Source organism: Aeromonas hydrophila subsp. hydrophila ATCC 7966 (assembly GCF_000014805.1).
GTDB classification, from domain to species: domain Bacteria; phylum Pseudomonadota; class Gammaproteobacteria; order Enterobacterales; family Aeromonadaceae; genus Aeromonas; species Aeromonas hydrophila.
Window position 1 is genome coordinate 2,918,287 of record NC_008570.1, and the last position, 21,039, is coordinate 2,939,325.

The 21,039-nt window shown below is 62.3% G+C and carries 18 protein-coding genes and 1 pseudogene; 14 read left to right on the forward strand and 5 right to left on the reverse strand.

Annotation, left to right across the window (positions count from 1 at the left end; all coding sequences use genetic code 11):
- Positions 1–108: 108 nt before the first annotated feature.
- From AHA_RS13230 to AHA_RS13265, 8 genes are all read left to right on the forward strand, one after another.
- A complete protein-coding gene (locus AHA_RS13230; protein WP_011706435.1) occupies positions 109–1,779 on the forward strand; it encodes a sensor histidine kinase in 1,671 nt (556 codons plus the stop codon).
- Between the two features lie 57 nt (positions 1,780–1,836).
- Positions 1,837–2,541: a two-component system response regulator BtsR gene (gene btsR / locus AHA_RS13235; protein WP_011706436.1), complete on the forward strand. Its 705-nt coding sequence runs from the start codon at positions 1,837–1,839 to the stop codon at positions 2,539–2,541.
- 140 nt (positions 2,542–2,681) lie between these two features.
- Positions 2,682–4,103: a carbon starvation CstA family protein gene (locus tag AHA_RS13240; RefSeq protein ID WP_011706437.1), complete on the forward strand. Its 1,422-nt coding sequence runs from the start codon at positions 2,682–2,684 to the stop codon at positions 4,101–4,103.
- A 289-nt stretch (positions 4,104–4,392) separates the two neighbouring features.
- Positions 4,393–4,731 (forward strand): DUF3302 domain-containing protein, encoded by a 339-nt coding sequence (locus AHA_RS13245; RefSeq protein WP_011706438.1) that lies wholly within the window; start codon positions 4,393–4,395, stop codon positions 4,729–4,731.
- Between the two features lie 3 nt (positions 4,732–4,734).
- Positions 4,735–5,772 (forward strand): HlyD family secretion protein, encoded by a 1,038-nt coding sequence (locus AHA_RS13250; protein ID WP_011706439.1) that lies wholly within the window; start codon positions 4,735–4,737, stop codon positions 5,770–5,772.
- Positions 5,773–5,886: 114 nt separating this feature from the next.
- A complete protein-coding gene (locus AHA_RS13255) occupies positions 5,887–7,647 on the forward strand; it encodes a DEAD/DEAH box helicase (RefSeq protein WP_011706440.1) in 1,761 nt (586 codons plus the stop codon).
- Between the two features lie 131 nt (positions 7,648–7,778).
- Complete coding sequence (dacB, locus tag AHA_RS13260) at positions 7,779–9,215, forward strand: D-alanyl-D-alanine carboxypeptidase/D-alanyl-D-alanine endopeptidase (protein WP_011706441.1); 1,437 nt, start codon at positions 7,779–7,781, stop codon at positions 9,213–9,215.
- 142 nt (positions 9,216–9,357) lie between these two features.
- The gene (locus tag AHA_RS13265) at positions 9,358–9,621 is read left to right on the forward strand and encodes a GrxA family glutaredoxin (protein ID WP_010633640.1); all 264 of its coding nucleotides are present in this window, start codon (positions 9,358–9,360) and stop codon (positions 9,619–9,621) included.
- 58 nt (positions 9,622–9,679) lie between these two features.
- On the opposite strand, the gene AHA_RS13270 is transcribed toward AHA_RS13265, so the two are convergent.
- Positions 9,680–9,892, reverse strand: coding sequence for a DUF1653 domain-containing protein (locus AHA_RS13270; RefSeq protein WP_164927674.1), 213 nt, complete (start codon positions 9,890–9,892; stop codon positions 9,680–9,682).
- Positions 9,893–10,271: 379 nt separating this feature from the next.
- Between AHA_RS13270 and AHA_RS13275 the strand changes: the two genes are divergently transcribed.
- Positions 10,272–11,486: a pyridoxal phosphate-dependent aminotransferase gene (locus AHA_RS13275; protein ID WP_011706443.1), complete on the forward strand. Its 1,215-nt coding sequence runs from the start codon at positions 10,272–10,274 to the stop codon at positions 11,484–11,486.
- 65 nt (positions 11,487–11,551) lie between these two features.
- Here the strand turns inward: AHA_RS13275 and AHA_RS13280 are convergent, their stop codons facing one another.
- Entirely contained in the window at positions 11,552–13,027 is a 1,476-nt protein-coding gene (locus AHA_RS13280) for a YfcC family protein (protein ID WP_011706444.1), read from the reverse strand.
- 163 nt (positions 13,028–13,190) lie between these two features.
- Positions 13,191–14,384 carry an enoyl-ACP reductase FabV gene (fabV, locus tag AHA_RS13285; protein ID WP_011706445.1) on the reverse strand — a complete coding sequence of 398 codons (1,194 nt, stop codon included), beginning with the start codon at positions 14,382–14,384 and terminating at the stop codon, positions 13,191–13,193.
- 324 nt (positions 14,385–14,708) lie between these two features.
- Between fabV and AHA_RS22035 the strand changes: the two are divergent.
- Positions 14,709–15,467: pseudogene (locus AHA_RS22035) on the forward strand (PAS domain-containing protein); the annotation flags it as partial.
- A gap of 108 nt (positions 15,468–15,575) precedes the next feature.
- Positions 15,576–16,007 (forward strand): methyl-accepting chemotaxis protein, encoded by a 432-nt coding sequence (locus AHA_RS22040; RefSeq protein WP_258955074.1) that lies wholly within the window; start codon positions 15,576–15,578, stop codon positions 16,005–16,007.
- A gap of 60 nt (positions 16,008–16,067) precedes the next feature.
- On the opposite strand, the gene AHA_RS13295 is transcribed toward AHA_RS22040, so the two are convergent.
- A complete protein-coding gene (locus AHA_RS13295) occupies positions 16,068–16,265 on the reverse strand; it encodes a hypothetical protein (RefSeq protein WP_011706448.1) in 198 nt (65 codons plus the stop codon).
- A 50-nt stretch (positions 16,266–16,315) separates the two neighbouring features.
- A complete protein-coding gene (locus AHA_RS13300) occupies positions 16,316–17,212 on the reverse strand; it encodes a DMT family transporter (protein WP_164927675.1) in 897 nt (298 codons plus the stop codon).
- A 112-nt stretch (positions 17,213–17,324) separates the two neighbouring features.
- Here AHA_RS13300 and rsxA point away from each other — a divergent pair, with 112 nt between their 5' ends.
- The 3 genes from rsxA to rsxC are packed head-to-tail and all read left to right on the forward strand — an operon-like array spanning position 17,325 to position 21,036.
- Complete coding sequence (gene rsxA / locus AHA_RS13305; RefSeq protein WP_005302262.1) at positions 17,325–17,906, forward strand: electron transport complex subunit RsxA; 582 nt, start codon at positions 17,325–17,327, stop codon at positions 17,904–17,906.
- A gap of 4 nt (positions 17,907–17,910) precedes the next feature.
- Complete coding sequence (gene rsxB / locus AHA_RS13310) at positions 17,911–18,474, forward strand: electron transport complex subunit RsxB (protein WP_011706450.1); 564 nt, start codon at positions 17,911–17,913, stop codon at positions 18,472–18,474.
- A gap of 6 nt (positions 18,475–18,480) precedes the next feature.
- On the forward strand, positions 18,481–21,036 hold the full coding sequence (gene rsxC / locus AHA_RS13315; RefSeq protein WP_011706451.1) for an electron transport complex subunit RsxC: 2,556 nt from the start codon (positions 18,481–18,483) through the stop codon (positions 21,034–21,036).
- The last annotated feature ends 3 nt before the right edge of the window (positions 21,037–21,039 follow it).

Consider the following 21,039-nt stretch of genomic DNA (forward strand, 5'->3'; position numbering starts at 1 on the left):
GGCACACTGCGGCCGCAATCCCGCCCTGGCGCCCCGCAGAACAAGATCCTGATCACATTTATTCAAGGTTGCCGCTTTTTTCGGCACGGACTCTGAGGAACGTTTTTTATGCAGTTGGTCCTCTCCCTGCTTCAACAGATGAGCGTCAGCCTGGTCATCGCCTACCTCTTTTCCAAGAGTCCGCTGCTGCGTCCGCTGGCCAACTACTCGGTCAGGCTGCCTCACAAGGTGCTCATCTACATTACCTTCTCCTGCTTCTGCATTCTCGGCACCTACGTGGGGCTGGACATCGACGACGCCATCGCCAATACCCGCGCCGTCGGCGCCGTGCTGGGCGGGCTGCTGGGGGGCCCGCTGGTGGGCTTTCTGGTGGGGCTGACCGGCGGCCTGCACCGCTATACCCTGGGTGGCTTCACCGATCTCGCCTGCGCCATCTCCACCACCTGCGAGGGACTGCTGGGCGGGCTGGTGCACTGGCGGCTGATGCGGGCGGGCAAGATGGATGCACTGTTCGAGCCGCGCATCGCCTTCTTCACCACCCTCTACGCCGAGATCATGCAGATGGTGATCATCCTGCTGGTGGCGACGCCATTCGATAAATCCCTGCTGCTGGTGCGCACCATCGCCACCCCCATGATCCTGGCCAACTCCTGCGGCGCCGCGCTCTTCATCAGCATGATCCGCGATCAGCAGCAGATGTACGAGAAGTTCTCCCGGGTCTTCTCCGCCAAGGCGCTCAATATCGCCAACCGCACCGTCGGCATCATGAGCCAGGGCTTCACCCCAGAGGCCAGCCACAAGATTGTCCGCATCATCCAGGAGGAGACCGGGGTGGGCGCCGTCGCCATCACGGATACCGACAAGATCCTCGCCTTCATCGGTATCGGTGAGGATCACCACCAGCCAGGTACCCCCATCACCTCGGCCATCACCATGCAGGCCATCGCCCGCAACAAGGTGCTGTTTGCCGACGGCAACAGCCAGCCCTACCGCTGCAGCATCTCGCCCCAGTGCCAGCTCGGCTCGGTGCTGGTGATCCCGCTGCACGGCGACGAGGGAGTGATCGGTACCATCAAGCTCTATGAGCCCAAGAAGCGGCTGTTTCTCAAGATCAACCACACCCTGGGAGAAGGGATTGCCAACCTGCTCTCCCAGCAGTTGCTGACCGGCCGGCTGGAACAGCAGCAACGGCTGCTGGTGCAATCCGAGCTCAAGCTGGTGCAGGCCCAGATCAATCCCCACTTTCTGTTCAACACCCTCAACACCATCAGCGCCATCACCCGGCGCGAACCGGAGCGGGCGCGCCAGCTGCTGCTGCACCTCTCCCTGTTCTTTCGCAAGAACCTCAAGCGCCAGAGCGGCCTGGCCACCCTGCAGGAGGAGCAGGAGCACTGCCAATCCTATCTGGAGATCGAGCTGGCCCGCTTTGGCGACCGGCTGACGGTGCAAAACGAGATTCCGCCGGCCCTTGCCGACCTCAAGCTGCCGAGCTTCACCCTGCAGCCCCTCATCGAGAACGCCATCAAGCACGGCATCTCCACCCTGCTGGAGCAGGGGCACATTCGCCTCTACACCGAGCAGACGGCAGAGCGGGTCACCATCCACGTGGAGGACAATGCCGGCACCTGGCAGGAGAAACCGACCGGCGACGGGCTCGGCATGACCCTGGTGGACCGGCGCCTCAAGATTGCCTTTGGCAACCGCTATGGCCTGAGCGTCAGTTGCGAGCCCGACTGCTGGACCCGGGTCTCCGTCACCCTGCCAAGGGATCTGCCATGATCCGGCCGCCGTCCCACTTCATCTTCACCCACCACCCCAGCCACGCAGGAGACCCCCATGATCCGCACCCTCATCGTCGATGACGAGCTTTATGCCCGCGAGGAGCTGATGCAGCACCTGGCCGCCGAGCCCGATATCGAACTGCTGGGCGCGGCCGCCAATGCCATCGAGGCGCTGCCGCTTATTCAGCGGCTCAAACCCGACGTGGTGTTTCTCGACATCCAGATGCCCAAGCTCAGCGGCATGGCGCTGGTGGCCATGCTCGATCCCCTGCCCCGCATCGTCTTCGTGACCGCCTTTGACGAGTACGCCATCCAGGCGTTCGAGGAGAACGCCTTCGACTACCTGCTCAAGCCGGTGGAGCCGGCGCGCCTCGCCAAGACGCTGGCACGGCTGAGGCAAGATCTCAGCCCCCAGCCCATGACGGCGCTCGCCCCCGCCATTCGCCATATCCCGGGCTACCTGCACAACCGGGTACGGCTGCTGCCCATCGAACAGGTGGAGTACGCCTTCTCCGATCTCGGCGGAGTGCACGTGGCGAGCCAGGGCGAGCTGTTTCACACCCAGCTCACCCTCAAATCGCTGGAGGAGAAGACCCCGCTGCTGCGCTGCCACCGCCAGTACCTAGTGGCCCCGGCCGCCATCTTCGAGATCCGGCTGCTGGAGAACCAGCTGGCGGAGATAGTGACGCCGAGCGGCGCCCAGGTGCCGGTCAGCCGCCGTTACCTGAAGGAGTTCAAGGAGATGCTGGGGCTGGAGTAAGCCCCACGATGTGAGCCGGATCACGAGCGCCGACCGCTCGGTCCGCCATATGACCGCTCATGCCGTTTTACCTGCCGTCAACAGAGCAAGCCCCTACACTGGCCGCGCACACCCAACAATAACAAAGCAGGAGCGTAGCAATGATCTGGTTCTTCCTCTGTGTCGGCTTACTTGTGGCCGGCTATTTCGTATACGGCAAATTCATCGAACGGATATTCGGCCCCAAGCCGGAGCTGAAAACCCCCGCCATCACCATGGCGGACGGGGTGGACTATGTCCCCATGTCGGACAAAAAGGTCTATCTGGTTCAGCTGCTCAACATCGCCGGCGTCGGCCCCATTTTCGGGCCCATCCTGGGCGCCCTCTACGGTCCGGTCGCCATGCTCTGGATCGTGTTTGGCTGCATCTTCGCCGGTGCTGTGCACGACTACTTCTCCGGCATGCTGTCGGTGCGCGCCAAGGGCGCCTCGGTGCCGACCGTGGTCGGTGAGCACCTCGGCACCACCGCCAAGCACTTCATGAACCTGTTCGCCGTGGTGCTGTTGATGCTGGTGGGCGTGGTGTTCGTGCTGAGCCCGGCAGGCCTTCTGGCCAACCTCACCTCCACCGATCTGGTCTACTGGATTGCGGCCATCTTCGCCTACTACATCCTGGCGACCATAGTCCCCATCGACAAGATCATCGGCCGTTTCTACCCCATCTTCGGCGCCCTGCTGGTGTTCATGTCGGTCGGCCTCATCATCGGCCTCATCGTCTCCGGCAAAGGCTTCTACAACACCGGGATGGATTTCTCCAACCTGCACCCGACCGAGCTGCCGCTCTGGCCGCTGTTGTTCATCACCATCGCCTGCGGCGCCGTGTCGGGCTTCCACGCCACCCAGTCGCCGCTGATGGCGCGCTGCATGCAAAACGAGAGCTCCGGCCGCTTCATCTTCTACGGCGCCATGATTGGTGAAGGGATCATCGCCCTCATCTGGTGCACCCTGGGTCTCTCCTTCTACGACAGCACCGAGGCGCTCAACGCCACCCTGGCCAGCGGCGGCCCCTCTGCCGTGGTACACGAGGTCTCCACCAGCCTGCTCGGCACCGTCGGCGGCATCCTGGCCATCCTCGGCGTGGTGATCCTGCCCATCACCTCCGGCGATACCGCGTTTCGCAGTGCCCGCCTCATCGTCGCGGACTTCCTGAAACTGACCCAGAAGCCCATGGCCAAGCGACTGCTGATCGCCATCCCCATGTTCATCCTCGGCTTCATCATCTCCAAGGCCGAATTCGGGGTGATCTGGCGCTACTTCGGCTGGGCCAACCAGACCACCGCGGTGATGATGCTGTGGGCGGCGGCGGCCTACCTCGCCAAAGAGGGCAAGCTGCACTGGGTCTGCACCATTCCCGCCATGTTCATGACCGCCGTGGTGTTCACCTACCTGGCCAACGCCCCCATCGGGTTCGGGCTGGAGATGGGCATCTCCACCACAATTGGACTGGCCAGCACCCTGATCGTCACGGTGGCCTTCCTGGTGAAATTCAGGCCTGCGCTGATCAACAAGCCCAGCGAAAGTTGATCCACGCCAACCATGTCAAAAAAGGAGCCGTCAGGGCTCCTTTTTTTGCAGAACATTTCCCTTCAGCAATGCCATACTCCCAGCGTAAGTCCTTGTCATGGATACGACTTTACGGACTTGCCCCCAACAATATCAGCGTCTGTTTTGACGACTTGGAAACTACTTAAGCTTCAGTACAACAAAACAACTTAAGATTTCGGGCCCGACAGGAGGGAAATCAGGTGGCTGACTGCCTTGCAGAGCCCTGATCCCAATGACAATGCGGTGCGTCAAGCCAGCGGAGGCGTAAATGGCACTCGATTATTTTGCTCTTGGTCTGCTTTTTTTTGTGGGTTTGGTCATTTTTTATGGGGTCATCGTCATTCACGACATTCCCTATGAAATAGCCAAACATCGTCAACACCCCCATCAGGACGCCATTCACGTGGCCGGCTGGGTCAGTCTGTTCACTCTGCATGTGCTGTGGCCCTTCCTCTGGATCTGGGCCACCCTCTATCGTCCCGAGCGGGGCTGGGGCTTCAACCAGCGGCTGCAGCAGGATGAAGATGATATCCAGCAGCTCAAACAGGAGCTGGCCGACCTCAAGGCCCGCCTCAATACCATCGAACAGACCGAGCAACAGGGATAAATCATGGACCTGCTACTGATCCTGACCTACACGGCCGTCTGCGTGGCCATCTTCAAAATCTTCCGTATCCCGCTCAACAAGTGGACCGTGCCCACCGCCGCGCTGGGTGGCGTGCTGCTCATCGGCACCCTGATCATGCTGATGAACTACAACCACCCCTACTCCGAGATGGCGCGCAACTACTATGTCTCCACCCCGATCGTGCCGCTGGTCAAGGGCCGGGTCATCGAGGTGCCGGTACAGGCCAACCAGCCGGTGAAGAAGGGCGATGTGCTGTTTCGCCTAGATGCCGCCCCCTTCCAGCTGAGGGCGGACAGCCTGACAGCGCGGGTTGAATCCAACCGCAACCACCTCAAGTCCATCGAGGCCAGGCTGCGCTCCGCCAAGCTCGACCGGGATCGCGCCAGCGACCTGATGCGTCGTGGCGTCGGCAAGCAGCGCGACCTCGACGTCACCCAGGCCAACGTGGACGACATCGTGGCCCAGATCGAGCAGCAACAGGCGACGCTGGAAGATCTGCAGGCCCAGCTCGACGAGGCCAGGTACCAGGTCGAGCAGACCGTGGTCTATGCCCCGAGCGACGGCCACGTGGTGCAGCTGGCCCTGCGCCCCGGCATGATCGCCACCCCCTTCATGTACCGCCCGGTGATGACCTTCATTCACAAGGATGAGACCGCCTATGTGGGCTGGTTCTGGCAGAACAGCATGCAGCGTCTGGCGGTGGGTGATGAGGCCGAAGTGGTGATCGACGGCATCCCCGGCAAGATCTTCCAGGGCCAGGTGACCGCCGTGATCCCGGCCATCGCCGCCGGCAACGTGCAGGCCAACGCCGGCCTGCTCGATCAGGCCAGTGCCGTTCAGCCGGGCCGCCTGCCGGTGCTCATCTCCATCACCGACCCCGAATGGCCCAAGTATCAGGTGATCGCCGGGGCCAGCGGCCAGGCTGCCATCTACACCAAGCACTTCCACCATGTCTCGGTGATGCGCAAGGTGCTGCTGCGCATGGCCAGCTGGATGAACTACGTCTTCCCCTTCCACTAAGCGAAGACGTCGTCGCCAGCGGGCCGGCACCATGCCGGCCCGCTGTTTTTTGGCGCCAAGACCCCTATAATGGCGCCATCCTGCACCACTCCACATAGATCCCCCCAAACCTGCATGTTCGTCCTCAGACCCTATCAGACCGACGCCGTCAACGCCGTGATCAGCCACTTTCGCCAGCACCCGGATCCCGCCGTGGTGGTGCTGCCCACCGGGGCCGGCAAGAGTCTGGTGATCGCCGAACTGGCCCGCAAGGCGCGCGGCCGGGTGCTGGTGCTGGCCCACGTCAAGGAGCTGGTGGAGCAGAACCACGCCAAGTACGAGGCGTGGGGGCTCAAGGCCGATATCTTCGCCGCCGGCCTCGCCCGAAAGGAGGCGAGCGCCCAGGTGGTGTTTGGCTCGGTACAGTCGGTAGCACGCAATCTGGCTGCCTTCGACGGGGCGTTTTCGCTGCTCATCATTGACGAGTGCCACCGAGTCTCGCTCGATGACGACAGCCAATACCATCAGGTGATCGACCATCTCAAGACCGCCAATCCGGCCCTCAAGATCCTCGGCCTCACCGCCACCCCCTATCGGCTCGGGCTGGGCTGGATCTACCGGCGCCACTACCACGGCATGGTCAAAAGCCACGGCGAGCGGCTGTTTGGCGACTGCGTGTTCGAGCTGCCGCTGCGCTTCATGGTCAAAAATGGTTATCTGACGCCACCGCGCATGGTGGATGCCCCCATCGTCCACTACGACTTCAGCAAGCTGGTGGCGCGGGAGAACGGCCTGTTCAGCGAGGCGGATCTCAACGGCGAGCTCAAGCGTCAGCAGCGGGTCACCCCCCATATCCTGAGCCAGGTGCTGGAGTATGCCGCCGACCGGCAGGGGGTGATGATCTTCGCCGCCACTGTCGAGCATGCCCGCGAAATTCACGGCCTGCTGAGCGCCAGAAGCCAGCAGGCCGCCCTCATCACCGGCGAGACGCCGGGGCCGGAGCGCGACGCCCTCATCAACGCCTTCAAGGCGCGCGAGCTCAAGTTTCTGGTCAACATGGCGGTGCTCACCACCGGCTTCGACGCCCCCCACGTCGATCTTATCGTGATGCTCAGACCCACAGAATCGGTGTCGCTCTACCAGCAGATCGTGGGTCGCGGCCTGCGCCTCTCACCCGGCAAGACGGACTGTCTGGTGCTCGACTATGCGGGCAACAACTTCAACCTGTTCGCCCCCGAGGTGGGGGAGCCTCGCCCCCACGCCGGTACCGAGCCGGTGCAGGTGCCCTGCCCCGCCTGCGGCTTTGCCAACACCTTCTGGGGCAAGACCGACGAGGATGGCAAGGTGATCGAGCACTACGGCCGCCGCTGTCAGGGGCTGTTTGAAGATGACGAGGGCAACCGCGAGGAGTGCGACTACCGTTTTCGCGCCAAGATCTGCCCCGCTTGCGGTGCCGAAAACGACATCGCCGCCCGCCGCTGCCAGAGCTGCGATCAGCTGCTGGTGGACCCTGACGACAAGCTCAAAGAGGCGCTCAATCTCAAGGATTGCATGGTGATCCGCTGCGCCGGGCTGACGCTGAGTGCCGGCCGTGGCAAACAGGGGGAGCGACTGGAAGTGGTTTATCACGATGAGGACGGTCTCACCCTCAATGAGTACTTCGGATTTCACTCCCAGGGCGCACGGCGCTTGTTTCAACAGGTCTTTGTGCGTCATCATTGGCCCGCCCCGGGTCTGGAACCCGAGTTTGCCACCCTGGCGAGCGTGCTGGCGGCCCAAAACCAGTTTCGCCACCCCGATTTCGTCATCGCCCGCAAAGCGGGGCGGTTCTGGCAGATAAAAGAGAAGATTTTTGATTATGAGGGTCGCTATCGCACCGCCAACTCGATGGCATGATGGCCGCTGGCGACCGGCATAAATCGTATGAATGGCTTTGCCACGGTCGATCCCGTATCGGCGGGTGAAACAAGGTTGAATTATCAGGGCCGGCACAACTGCCGGGCCCCTTCGTCACGTTAGAGGATGTTATGCAGCGGCTGTTGATTGGTTTTTGTGCTCTTTTCTCTCTGGCGGCCCAGGCCGCCCCGCTGACGCCCCCTCAGGGTGGCCAGTACGCCATCATAGTGCAGGGCAACAACGGGGTTGAATTTGCCCGCCATGCGGATCAGATGATCGCCCCCGCCTCCACCATGAAGGTACTCACCGCGCTGGCGGCCCGTCTCGAGCTCGGTGCCGACTTCCGCTTTGCCACCGACATTCAGGCTCAGCCCGGCGCCAAACAGGGTGATGCCATCAATGGTGACATCTGGATCAACTTCGTCGGCGACCCCACCCTCTCCCGCATGGATCTGCTGGCCCTGTTCAAGCAGCTCGGCGTGAACCGCATCAAGGGCAACGTCTACGTCAACACCGGCGCCTACAACGGCTACGAGCGCGGCAACGGCTGGTCGTGGGGGGATCAGACCCTCTGTTTCGCCGCCCCGGTCTCGTCGGTGATCATCGACAAGAACTGCGCCTACGGCACCATCACCGCCACCCAGATCGGCAAGCCGGCCACCGGCAACGTGGCCACCGGCGTGCCCATCGGCATCGGTGCCGACAACGTGGAGGTGATGAGCTATGGCGACATGGCGCGCCAGTTCTGCGCACTGGAAGTGGACATGGCCAAGGGCAACTTCTACGAGCTCAAAGGCTGCATCACCCCGAACAAGGAGCCACAGGGACTGCGCTTCGCCATCCACGACGTGGAGGCCTGGGGCTGGGACAACATCCGCTGGGCCATGGACCGTGCCGGCATCAAGCATGACGGCCTGCTGCGGGTGACCCACAAATCGCCGGACAATGCCGAGACGCTGGGCACCCACTACTCGGTCTCATTGCCGGTGATGCTGGCCAAGATGCTGAAAAAATCGGACAACCTCTATGCCGATACTTTCCTGAAGACCGTCGGTCGCCACTACTACAACAAGCCGGGCAGCTATCGCAGCGGCACCATGGCGGTGCGCGCCATTCTGACCAAGAACGGCATCGATCTGGGCAACGCCACCCTGGCCGACGGCTCGGGCCTCTCTGCCCACAACCTCATCAGCGCCCGCCAGATGCTGTCGGTGCTGAACTTCATCCAGAAAAATGATGCCGAGCTTGGCCTCATCAAGCTGCTGCCAAGCTCCCAGGTGGATGGCACCCTGGCGTGGCGGCGCAGCGTCACCGCCCCCATGATGAAGAACAAGGTGCATGCCAAGACCGGCACCATCACCGGCACCTCCAACCTGGTGGGCTTCATCGACACCGCCGGCGGCCAGCGCAAGGCCTTCGTGATGTTCCAGCGCGGCCTGTCGCAGGATCCGGCGACCCACGAGCGCTACCGCGCCAGCAAGGCCGCCTGGCCCTGGACCGTGTTCGAGAAGGGAGTGCTGGAGAGCATCTATCAGCAGCAGCCGATCCAGATCGCCGATCAGGGTTGAGCTACCGCAAAGTGATTGATGATGACGGCCGGCGAAACGCGCCTTATCGAAGATGGCGAACGGCCGTATCGACAATTTCCACTTTGACTAGTCACGAGGCGGGGCTATCCTGTCCCCAGCCTCATATGAATGGAGAGAGAACATGTTTGCAGTGATTTTTGGTCGTCCCGGTTGCCCCTATTGTGTCCGTGCCAAGCAGATCGCCGAGCAGCTGGTTGAACAGCGTGACGATTTCAAATTCCGCTACGTGGACATCCACGCCGAAGGCATCACCAAGGAAGATCTGGCCAAGAGCGCCGGCAAGCCGGTCAATACCGTGCCGCAAATCTTCCTGGACGAGCAGCACATCGGTGGCTGCACCGATTTCGAAGCCTATGCCAAAGAGAACCTGGGTCTCTACCAGTAAGCTCACCTTGTGAAAAAAGGCGCCATCAGGCGCCTTTTTTCATGGTCAATGGTCAGCCTCAGCCGGCAACCGGGGTGAAACGGCTCACCACGTCTCCCTGATGTTCAAGCCACTCCATGAACATGGCCACCGGGCGGGCATAGACGGCGCCATCCTGCTCGCTCTGGTAGATCACCAGCTGCTCCCCGGTTTCGGTGTGCAGGGCCAGGGTCAACACCTGATAATACCCACCCTTGAAATGGCGGTAGCGACCAACTGCGGGGGCTTGCATGGGAACTCCTTCGATATCGACGCCGGGCGGCGCCAGCATGGCGCGCAGACCACATGCTCTGCTTTTTGGGCCGGCGCCGACAAAAATAATGACATTTTTCACGCAAGCCAATCGTGCCAGCGAGAGTGAATATTTCAACACAGTCGGGTAGCTTTGTTAATCAGCCCCTCATCTTTCACTGGTGAAACTCGGTTACCACAAACGATCGTGCTGAATTTAACGTTTTGGCAACCCTGTTTTAGGGCTAAAAATCAGGGAATTCTACTAAAAAGAGGATTGTTCTAGCATTCAATTCTGTGAAGAATAGGGGAAAAGAAATTTGATACTAAAACACGCCTTTTTCGCCAACGCGCCCCCAGGGGAAGGAATCACAGTCACCATGTTCACTATCGACAAGTCGCACAAGCTCGACGATGTCTGCTATGACATCCGCGGCCCGGTGCATAAAGAAGCTCGCCGTCTCGAAGACGAAGGCCACCGCATCATCAAGCTCAACATCGGCAACCCGGCCCCGTTCGGTTTCGATGCGCCGGAAGAGATCATCAAGGATGTGATCCTCAACATGCCGCTCAGCCAGGGCTACTGCGACTCCAAGGGGCTGTTCTCGGCCCGCAAGGCGGTGATGCAGTACTACCAGCAAAAAGGGATGCGCAAGGTCGACATCGACGACATCTACATCGGCAACGGTGCCAGCGAGCTCATCGTGATGGCGATGCAGGCGCTGCTCAACAACGGCGACGAGATGCTGGTGCCCTCCCCCGACTATCCGCTCTGGACGGCGGCAGTGACCCTCTCCGGCGGCCATGCGGTGCACTATCGCTGCGACGAAGGGGCCGACTGGTATCCGGATCTCGACGACATCCGCGCCCGCATCACCCCGCGCACCCGCGGCCTGGTGCTGATCAACCCCAACAACCCGACTGGCGCCGTCTACGGCAGCGAGTTCCTGCTGGAAGTGATCGAGATCGCCCGCCAGCACAACCTCATCATCTTCGCCGACGAGATCTACGACAAGATCCTCTACGACGACATCTCCCACACCAGCGTCTGCACCCTGTGCGACGATGTGATGGTGGTGACCTTCAACGGCCTCTCCAAGGCCTACCGCGCCTGTGGCTTCCGTCAGGGCTGGATGGTCATCACCGGTCCCAAGGGCCGTGCCAAGGGCTACATCGAGGGGCTGGAGATGCTGGCCTCCATGCGGCTCTGTGCCAACGTGCCGATGCAGCACGCCATCCAGACCGCCCTGGGTGGCTACCAGAGCATCAACGAGCTGATCCTGCCGGGCGGCCGCCTGCGCCGCCAGCGCGACAAGGCGTGGGAGCTGCTCAACGACATTCCGGGGGTCTCCTGCGTCAAGCCCAAGGGGGCGCTCTACATGTTCCCGCGCCTCGACCCCAAGGTGTACGACATCCGCGACGACCAGAAGATGGTGTTCGATCTGCTGCAGCAGGAAAAATTGCTGCTGGTGCAGGGCACCGGCTTCAACTGGCCGGCACCGGATCACTTCCGGCTGGTGTTTCTGCCCCGGGAAGAGGAGCTGGAAGAAGCCATCGGCCGTCTCGCCCGCTTCCTCAAGGGCTACAAGCAGTAAGCAAGGCTCATGAAAAAGGCTCCCGCGGGAGCCTTTTTGTTGTCTGTCATTTTCTAGCCGCGCCATCAACCGTGCAGCAGGGCACCGGCCACCAGCACCGCCATGGTGATGAGAGCTACCCCGATGATGAAGGGCAGCACCCAACGCACGAAGCGATCGTAGGGGATCTTGGCCAGCGCCAGCCCCGCCACCAGATGGGCGGCGGTGGGGGCGAACAGGTTGATCCAGCCGGAGGCGGACTGATAGGCGGTGATCACCAGATCCCGCGAGATCCCGGAGAAGTCTGCCAGCGGCCCCATCAGCGGCATGGAGACGGTCGCCAGCCCCGAGGTGGACGGAATGAAGAAGCTCAGGATGATGTGCACCAGATAGGCCATCAGGATGAACACCGATGACGACAGCCCGCTCACCAGTCCCTCGGCCCAGTGCAGTATGGTGTCGATGATGACCCCATGCTCCATCACCACATAGATGCCGCGTGCCACCGCCACCACCAGCGCCACCCCGATGAGGTCCCGCGCCCCGTTGAGGAAAGTCGCTACGTAGTTGGACTCCGGCATCCGGTTGATCAGCGCGATCAGGATGGAGGCGCTGAAGAACAGGGTGGAGAGCTCGTCGAACCACCAGCCCAGGGTGGGCAGCAGGTCGATGCCCAGATCCGACCAGGGCACCACCGCATAGATCATCAGCAGGAAAGTGCCGAAGAAGACCAGCATGGTGAGCTTCTGCTTGCCGCTGAAGGCGAGATTGCCGCTCTTCATCTGGGAGAACTCGTCGTCATAAGCGATGTCGGCCAGCACGGAGCGGGACTTGTCCTGCTGCACCTGCTTGGCATAGCGCATCACGAACCAGGAGGCGAAGATCACCAGCAGCAGCCACTGCACAACCCTAAGGCCAATCCCCTCACCGATGGGAATGCCGGCAAAACCGGAGGCGATGCCGGTGGCAAACGGGTTGACGGTGGAGGCAAGCACCCCGACCCCGGAGCCGAGCAGGATGATCCCTGCCGCCACCATGCGATCGAAGCCCGCCGCCATCATCACCGGCACGATCAGTGCCCAGAAGGCCACCGTCTCCTCCGCCATGCCGAAGGTGGAGCCGCCCAAGGCAAACAGGGCGATCAGCACCGGGATCAGCAGCCGCTCGCGCCCGGCAAAACCGCGCACTATGGCCCCCACCCCGGCATCCAGTGCCCCGCTCTGCATGGTCACCGCCAGGAAACCACCGATGATGAGCACGAACAGCGCCACGTCGGCCGCCTTGTGAAAGCCCTGGATGGGGGCCTTGAGCACATCGAATACCCCCTGCGGTTGGGAGGGGAGCTCGGTGTAGCTGCCGGGCACCGGCAACAGCCGCTCGTCGCCGCTGTAGTCGGCCACGGCCGCCGCCGCAATCGGCTGCTGGGTCTTGGCCGTCACGTAGTTGTATTTGCCCGCCGGCAGCACCCAGGTCAGGGCCGCCATCAGGGCGATGATGATGAAAAGCAGGGTATAGACAGTAGGGAGTTGGCGCTTTTTGGGCGCTTCATGTGGAGTGGTCATAGCTTCCGTACCTCGGCAATGCCGTCATGTGATCCGATCACCGCCAGACTAGCGGGTTTGATATGGGAAAAAGGTGATCGCGGATAATAAAATTCCGCGACTTAGCGGGATTTTTGCCAAAAAAACGGGGCCCCGCGGGGCCCTGTTTTCACTTGGGTCAGACTCAGAGCTCGACCACATCGAATTTCACGTCCGGATTCACATCCGCATCGTAATCGACCTCCTCCAGCCCGAAACCGAACAGACGCAGGAACTCCTGCTTGTAGCCGGTGTAGTCGGTCAGCTCACAGAGGTTCTCGCTGGTGATGGACGGCCACAGGTCGCGGCAGGTCTGCTGCACGTCTTCGCGCAGCTCCCAGTCATCCATGCGGATGCGAGCCTGATCGTCCAGCGCCATGTCAGCAGCGTAGAGACGAGTGCGCATCATGCGGTCCACCTGCTCCATGCAGCCTTCGTGAATGCCCTTCTCCTTCATGATCTTGAAGGCCATGGAGATGTAGAGCGGCATCACCGGAATGGCGGAGGAGGCCTGGGTCACCACGGATTTGAGCACGGCCACGTGGGCGGTGCCGCCCTTGCCAGCCAGATCGCCACGGATGGCGGCGGCGGCGCGGTCCAGATCTTCCTTGGCGCGGCCCAGGGTGCCATGCCAGTAGATTGGCCAGGTCAGATCGGTACCGATGTAGGAGTAAGCCACCGACTTGGCGCCGTCGGCCAGCACACCTGCATCACGCAGGGCAGCCATCCACAGCTCCCAGTCCTGACCGCCCATGACGGTGATGGTGTTCTGGATCTCTTCCTCGTTCGCCGGCTCGACGGTGGCGGTGATGATCTGATCCTTGTTGGTATCGATGGCGGTGGTGGTGTAGACCTCGCCGATGGGTTTCAAGGCAGAGCGCACCACTTCGCCGGTATCCGGCAGTTTGCGCACCGGCGAGGCCAGGGAGTAGACCACCAGATCGATTTGACCCAGATCCTGCTTGATGAGCTCGATCACCTTGGCGCGGCACTCGTTGGAGAAGGCATCGCCGTTGATGCTCTTGGCGTAGAGGCCCGCCTCTTTGGCGGCCTTGTCGAAGGCAGCGGAGTTGTACCAGCCGGCGGTGGCAGTCTTGGTCTCGCTGCCGGCTTTTTCGAAGAAGACACCGAGGGTGGCAGCGCCGGAGCCGAAGGCGGCGGCAATGCGGGAAGCCAGGCCATAACCGGTGGAAGCGCCGATCACCAGCACCTTCTTGGGACCATTTTCGATGGTGCCCTTGGCCTTTGTATAAGCGATCTGGCGACGAACATTGGCTTCACAACCGACCGGGTGAGTGGTGGTGCAGATAAAGCCGCGAACCTTGGGTTTGATGATCATATGGGGTCTCGGATCCGTTTAATGGATGAAATCGGGGCATAAGATACCTCATCTTGCCGCGATAAGGTGCTCTGATGTGTTGAATCGCGGGGAAAATGAGCAAAGCGTGGGACAAATGCCGCCCAAGGGGCCTGCCGTCAGCCTGCGGAGCAGGACCGGCCTCCCCGCCCCTCTGCACGGCTTGCCAACATGACAAGATCGATAATGATAAAACAAACAATTAACCCTGATGGCTGAGGCGACGACCAAACAACCTGTACTAGTATTCAGCCGGTCGGGTATTGTCATGAAAGGCTCGTCAGGGTCTTAACAAGGAGCTCCGCCATGTTTTGGAATCGCACGGGTAAAAGTGAACAGAGTGAACAAGCGGCACAGATCGCAGAACTTGGCGCCTTTAAGCAGGCCATCCAGTCACGGGTTCCCTATATCGAGTTCACCCCGGAGGGGGTGGTCACCTTCGTCAACGATCGTTTTCTCGCCATCGTGGGTTACGCCCGGGAGGAGGTGATCGGCAAGCACCACAGCGCCCTCTGCTTTCCCGAGGACGTGAAAACCCGCGAATATGAGCAGCTGTGGCAGGATCTGCGCAGAGGGGAGTCGCGCAACGGCCGTTTCATCCGGCAGGCCAAATCGGGCAAGGCGGTCTGGCTCGAAGCCAGCTACTTCCCGATCCTCCTCGATGGCAAGGTGATCAAGGTGGCCAAGGTGGCCTCCAACGTCACCGAGCAGCAATCCACCCTGGAGCGCACCCAGGCCCTGCTGGCGGCACTGGACAAATCCCTGGCCGTCATCGACTTCCAGCCCGATGGCACCGTCATCACCGCCAACCAGAATTTCCTGCACTGCTTCGGCTACCGGCTGGACGAGGTGGTTGGCCAGTCCCACCGCATGTTCTGCGACGAGGCCTTCTATCAGCAGAATCCCAACTTCTGGCGGGATCTGGGAACGGGCTCCATCCAGTCGGGGCTCTTCATGCGCCGTGGTCGCCACGGCGAGAAGATCTGGCTGGAGGCCACCTACAACCCCATCTTCAACCACGAGGGCAAGGTGATCAAAATCATCAAGCTGGCGAGCAACATCAGCGAACGGGTCGAGAAGTCCATCTCGGTGCGCGAAGCGGCCCAGAAGGCCTGCGCCATCGCCGGAGAGACGGTACTGAGCGCCGCCAGGGGCCGGGAAGTGATCGACAAGGTGCTGGAAACCTCGGCCCACATCAACAGCTCGGTCAGTGAAGTCAGCCGGCAGATAGAGAACCTCAACCAGCAATCCAGAAGCATAGAGTCCATCATCTCGACCATCAGCAGCATCGCGGATCAGACCAATCTGCTGGCGCTCAACGCCGCCATCGAGGCGGCCCGCGCCGGCGAGCAGGGCCGCGGGTTTGCGGTGGTGGCCGATGAAGTGCGCCAGCTCGCAGCCAGAACCTCCACCTCCACCGGTGAGATAGTCTCCGTCATCCGGCTCAACTCTGACATCACCTCCAGGATCACCCAGACCGTCTCGGTGGTATCGGACAAGGCGATGGCGGGCCAGGCCCAGGCCGACATCATCGCCGGCGTCATTCAGGAGATCATCGAGGACGCCAACTCGGTGTCGGACACAGTCAAAGGCCTCTCCATCTAAGGGCCTCGCCATCACAACACACGGGGCAGGCCCCGTGTGTTTTATCTTCCGGTCAAAGCGTCAATCCCGCCCCGACAGATAGTGCCTGGCCTCATCATCCGCCTGCTGCAGGGCGCACTCCCACAGCTCGGCGATGCAGAGCCCCTCCTCGCCCACCGCTTCCTCTTCCAGCGCCTCCAGTGCCCGCGCATCGGCCAGGGTGAAGGGATGGTGGCCAAGCAGCAGTCGCGCCTGCGCCAATAACCTCATGTCACTCATGATCCCGCTCCTCGCTGCTACCAGCCCTGACTTTAGTCAATTTGCGGCCGTCACGAGCCTGTGGTGGCCGCTGGCATCCGCACGCGCCTGGCCGGCAGCTGTCCCACCGCGATCCCCAGCAGCACGGCGCCACAGGCCACCCATTGCAAGGCGTTGAGGGTCTCCCCCAACAGCAGATAGGCCAGCAGCAGGGTGAACACCGGGATGAGATTGACGTAGGCCGCCGCCAGCGTCACCTTCACCTGGGTCACCGACCAGTTGTAGAGCAGGTAGGCCCCCAGGGTCACGCAGGCGCCGAGAAAGACGATGACCGCCATGTCCTGCCAGACCCAGGCCGTCGGCCAGGGTTCGCCAAAGGCAAAGGGGGCGAAGAAGAGGGTGCCGACGAACGCCTGCAACGCAGTCAGGGTCAACACGCTGTAGCGGCTGCAGAGCTTCTTGAACACCACCGAGTAGGTGGCGGCGCAGAACATGGCCGCCATCTCCAGGCTGTTGCCAAGCAGGGCATTGGGGGCAAATTCATCCGTCCCGCTGCCAAAACCGAGCAGCGCGATGCCGAAGATGGCGATGGCAAAGCCGAGCAACTGGCGCCGGCTCACCCGCTCGCGGATCAGCACGAAGGCCACCAGCGCCACGATGAGCGGCAACAGGGCACAGACCATGCCGGCCTGGCCGGCACTGGTGTAGCGCAGGGCGTTGACCTCCAGCAGGAAATAGAGACAGGGCTCCAATGCCCCCATCAACGCCAGCCAGCGCCAGTCCCCTTTCTGATAGCGGAAATTGCCGAGATAGCGGTAGCAGCACAGCCAGCAGAGCGCCGCCACGCTCATGCGCATGAACAGCACCTGACCGAAACCCCAGACCCCCAGCACGTGCTTGAGCGCGATGAAGGAGCTGGACCAGAGCAGCATCGCCAGGGTCAGGGTAAAAATAGGTAAAGGGCGCACGTTTCCTCCATGAAATTGGCCATTTGAATAATAACCATGCGGCCTTGCGGTTGTTAAAAGGCACCTAAAATCAGATAATACCGCCGCCTTCACACCGGATAACCAACCTGCAATGACTGAGTACCTGCTTTTATTGGTCGGCACTGTGCTGATTAACAACTTCGTGCTGGTGAAATTCCTCGGCCTGTGCCCCTTCATGGGCGTCTCCGGCAAGCTGGAAACCGCCATCGGCATGGGGCTGGCGACCACCTTCGTGATGACCCTGGCCAGCGCCTGTTCCTATCTGATGGAACACTATATCCTGATCCCGCTGAACATCGCCTACCTGCGCACGCTCGCCTTCATTCTTGTGATCGCCGTCGTGGTTCAATTCACCGAGATGGTTATCCGCAAAAGCAGCCCCACCCTCTATCGTCTGCTGGGCATCTTCCTGCCGCTCATCACCACCAACTGCGCCGTGCTGGGGGTCGCCCTGCTCAGCATCAACGAACACCACAACTTCATCCAGAGCATCATTTACGGCTTCGGCGCCGCCACCGGTTTCTCGCTGGTGCTGATCCTGTTTGCCGCCATGCGCGAGCGTCTGGTGGCCGCCGACGTCCCGACCCCGTTTCGCGGCGTCTCCATCGCCATGATCACCGCCGGCCTGATGTCGCTGGCCTTTATGGGCTTTACCGGCCTCATCAAGATATAGCGCTATGACTCACATACTCTTTGCCGTTCTGGTGTTGGCTCTGCTGGCTCTGGCCTTCGGCATCATCCTGGGCTTTGCCGCCGTCAAATTTCATGTGGAAGCCGATCCCATCGTCGATCAGCTCGACGCCCTGCTGCCGCAAACCCAGTGCGGCCAGTGCGGCTACCCGGGCTGCAAGCCCTACGCCGAGGCGCTGGCCAATGGCGACCAGATCAACAAGTGCGTGCCAGGTGGCGATGCCACCATGCGCAAGATTGCCGACCTGATGGGGGTCGAGCCCCAGCCGCTGGGCGGCGCCGAGGCCGCCGCCCCCATCAAGAAAGTCGCTTTCATTCATGAAGATCAATGCATCGGCTGCACCAAGTGCATCCAGGCCTGTCCGGTCGATGCCATCGTCGGCGCCACCAAGGCGATGCACACCGTCATTGCCGACGAGTGCACCGGCTGCGATCTCTGTGTCGATCCCTGCCCGACCGACTGTATCGAAATGATCCCGGTGCCGACCACGGTCGACAACTGGAAGTGGGATCTGGCCAACGTCGCCATTCCGGTCAAGATAGTGGAATAAGTAACCATGCAGTCCTTACTCGAACGCATCAAAGCCGGCACTCTGTGGGATTTTCACGGCGGCATTCACCCTCCCGAGAACAAAGACCAATCCAGTCTCACCCCGGTGGTGGACGCGGGTCTGCCGCCCCAGCTCATCATCCCGGTGCGCCAGCACGCGGGCCCGGCCGGCGACCTGCTGGTGCGGGTCGGCGACCAGGTCAAGAAAGGCCAGCCGCTCACTCGCCATGACAAGGGGCGTTTCGTGCCGGTGCACGCCTCCACCTCCGGCACCATCACCGCCATCGGTCACCACACGGTGGCCCACCCCTCGGGTCTCGACGATCTCTGCATCACCCTCACCCCGGATGGCGAAGATGCCTGGGGCGAGCGTCAGGGCCGCAGCGACTACTGGAATCTGGAGCGGGGCGAGCTGCTCGAGCGCATCCAGCAGGCCGGTATCGCGGGCCTCGGCGGCGCCGTGTTCCCGACCCACAGCAAGCTCGATGGCCGCGGTCAGCTGACCGAGATCCTGATCGTCAACGGGCTGGAGTGCGAGCCCTACATCACCACCGATGACCGGCTGATGCAGGAGTATGCCGACGAGATCATGGAGGGCATCCGGGTGCTCAAGCACCTGCTCAAGCCCAAGCTGACCCTGATCGGGGTGGAAGACAACAAGCCGGCCGCCATCGGTGAGCTGACCCGTCATGCCACAGACGAAGACGTACTGGTCAAGACGGTGCCCACCAAGTACCCCTCGGGCGGCGCCAAGCAGACCATCGAGCTGCTCACCGGCCGCCAGGTTCCCAAGGGGGGCCGCGCCGTGGACATGGGCATCATGGTGCTCAACGTGGCCACCGTGTTTGCCATCAAGCGCGCCATCATCGACGGTGAACCGCTCATCTCCCGCATCGTCACCCTCACCGGCGACGCCTTCAAGAAACCGGGCAACGCCTGGGTGCTGCTGGGCACCCCGGTGCGCTGGTTGCTGCAGCGTTTCGAACTGCAGCCCGAGGCGGATCAGCGGGTGATCATGGGCGGCCCCATGATGGGCTTCACCCTGCCCCATGCCATGGTGCCGGTGGTCAAGGCTACCAACTGCCTGCTCTCCCCCACCCGGGCCGAACTGCCACCGCCCGGTCCCGAGCAGGCCTGCATTCGCTGCAGCGCCTGTGCCGACGCCTGCCCGGCCAACCTGCTGCCGCAAGAGCTCTACTGGTACAGCCGGGCCAAGGAGTACGACAAGGCCGAGGGGCTCAACCTGTTCGACTGCATCGAGTGCGGCGCCTGTGCCTGGGTCTGCCCGAGCGAGATCCCGCTGGTGCAGTACTACAAGATTGCCAAGGATGACATCCGCGAGGCGCGCGCCGAGGCCGAGAAGGCCGAGCGCGCCAAGCAGCGCTTCGAGGCCAAGCAGGCCCGCTTCGAGCGGGAAAAAGCCGCCCGCGAAGCCCGTCATGCCGAGGCTGCCGCCCAGCGTCGCCAGGCCATGACGGCGGCCGGCGGAGAAGATCCGGTGGCCGCGGCACTGGCCCGCATCAAGGCCAAACAGGACGCTGCGCCGGTTGGCGCCAGCGAACTCGCGCCTGACAACAGCGCCATGATTGCCGCCCGCGAGGCGCGCAAGCAGGAGGCCATCGCCCGCCGCGCCGCCAAGGCGGCCGCCAGCGAGCCCGGCTCGGTCCAGGCCGATACGCCGGCAGCGGACGGGCAGGATGCCAAGAAAGCCGCCATTGCAGCGGCGCTGGCCCGTGCCAAGGCCAAAAAAGCGGCTCAGGAGCCAGGCGAAGCAGTGGTGGCGGATAGCCCTGCTGCTGCGCCTCAGTCTGACCCCATTGCCGACGCAGATCCCAAGAAGGCGGCCATCGCTGCTGCCATTGCCCGTGCCAAAGCCAAAAAAGCCGCCAGCACGCAAGGCGATGAAGCGGCTGCGGATATTCCTGCAGACGCGCCCCACTCTGACCCCGCTGCCGACGCAGATCCCAAGAAGGCGGCCATCGCTGCAGCCATCGCCCGTGCCAAGGCCAAGAAGGCTGCTCAGGCGCAAGGGGACGCAGCCACCGAAGGTGAAGAGGCCGCCGTGGCAACTCCTGCCGCAGCGCCGCAGCCTGACTCAGCCGCCAACGCGGATCCCAAGAAGGCGGCCATCGCTGCTGCCATCGCCCGCGCCAAGGCCAAGAAGGCCGCTCAGGCGCAAGGGGACGCAGCCGTGACCGAAGGTGAAGAGGCCGCCGTGGCAGCCCCTGCCGCAGCGCCGCAGCCTGACTCTGCCGCCGAGGTCGACCCCAAGAAAGCGGCCATCGCAGCAGCCATCGCCCGTGCCAAGGCCAAGAAGGCCGCTCAGGAGCCAGGTGAGGAGGCCGTTGCCAAGCCCGCAGAGGTGCATGACGAGGAGGCCACTGCCAAGCCCGAGGTGACCACCGTGGAGGCACCGGCTGCCGATGCGTTACAGCCAGCCGCCGATGCGGATCCCAAGAAAGCGGCCATTGCCGCCGCCGTGGCCCGTGCCAAGGCCCGCAAACTGGCGGCCGAGGCAGCAGCCCAGGCCTCTCCTTCTCCATCGACCGACAAGAGCCACTGATCC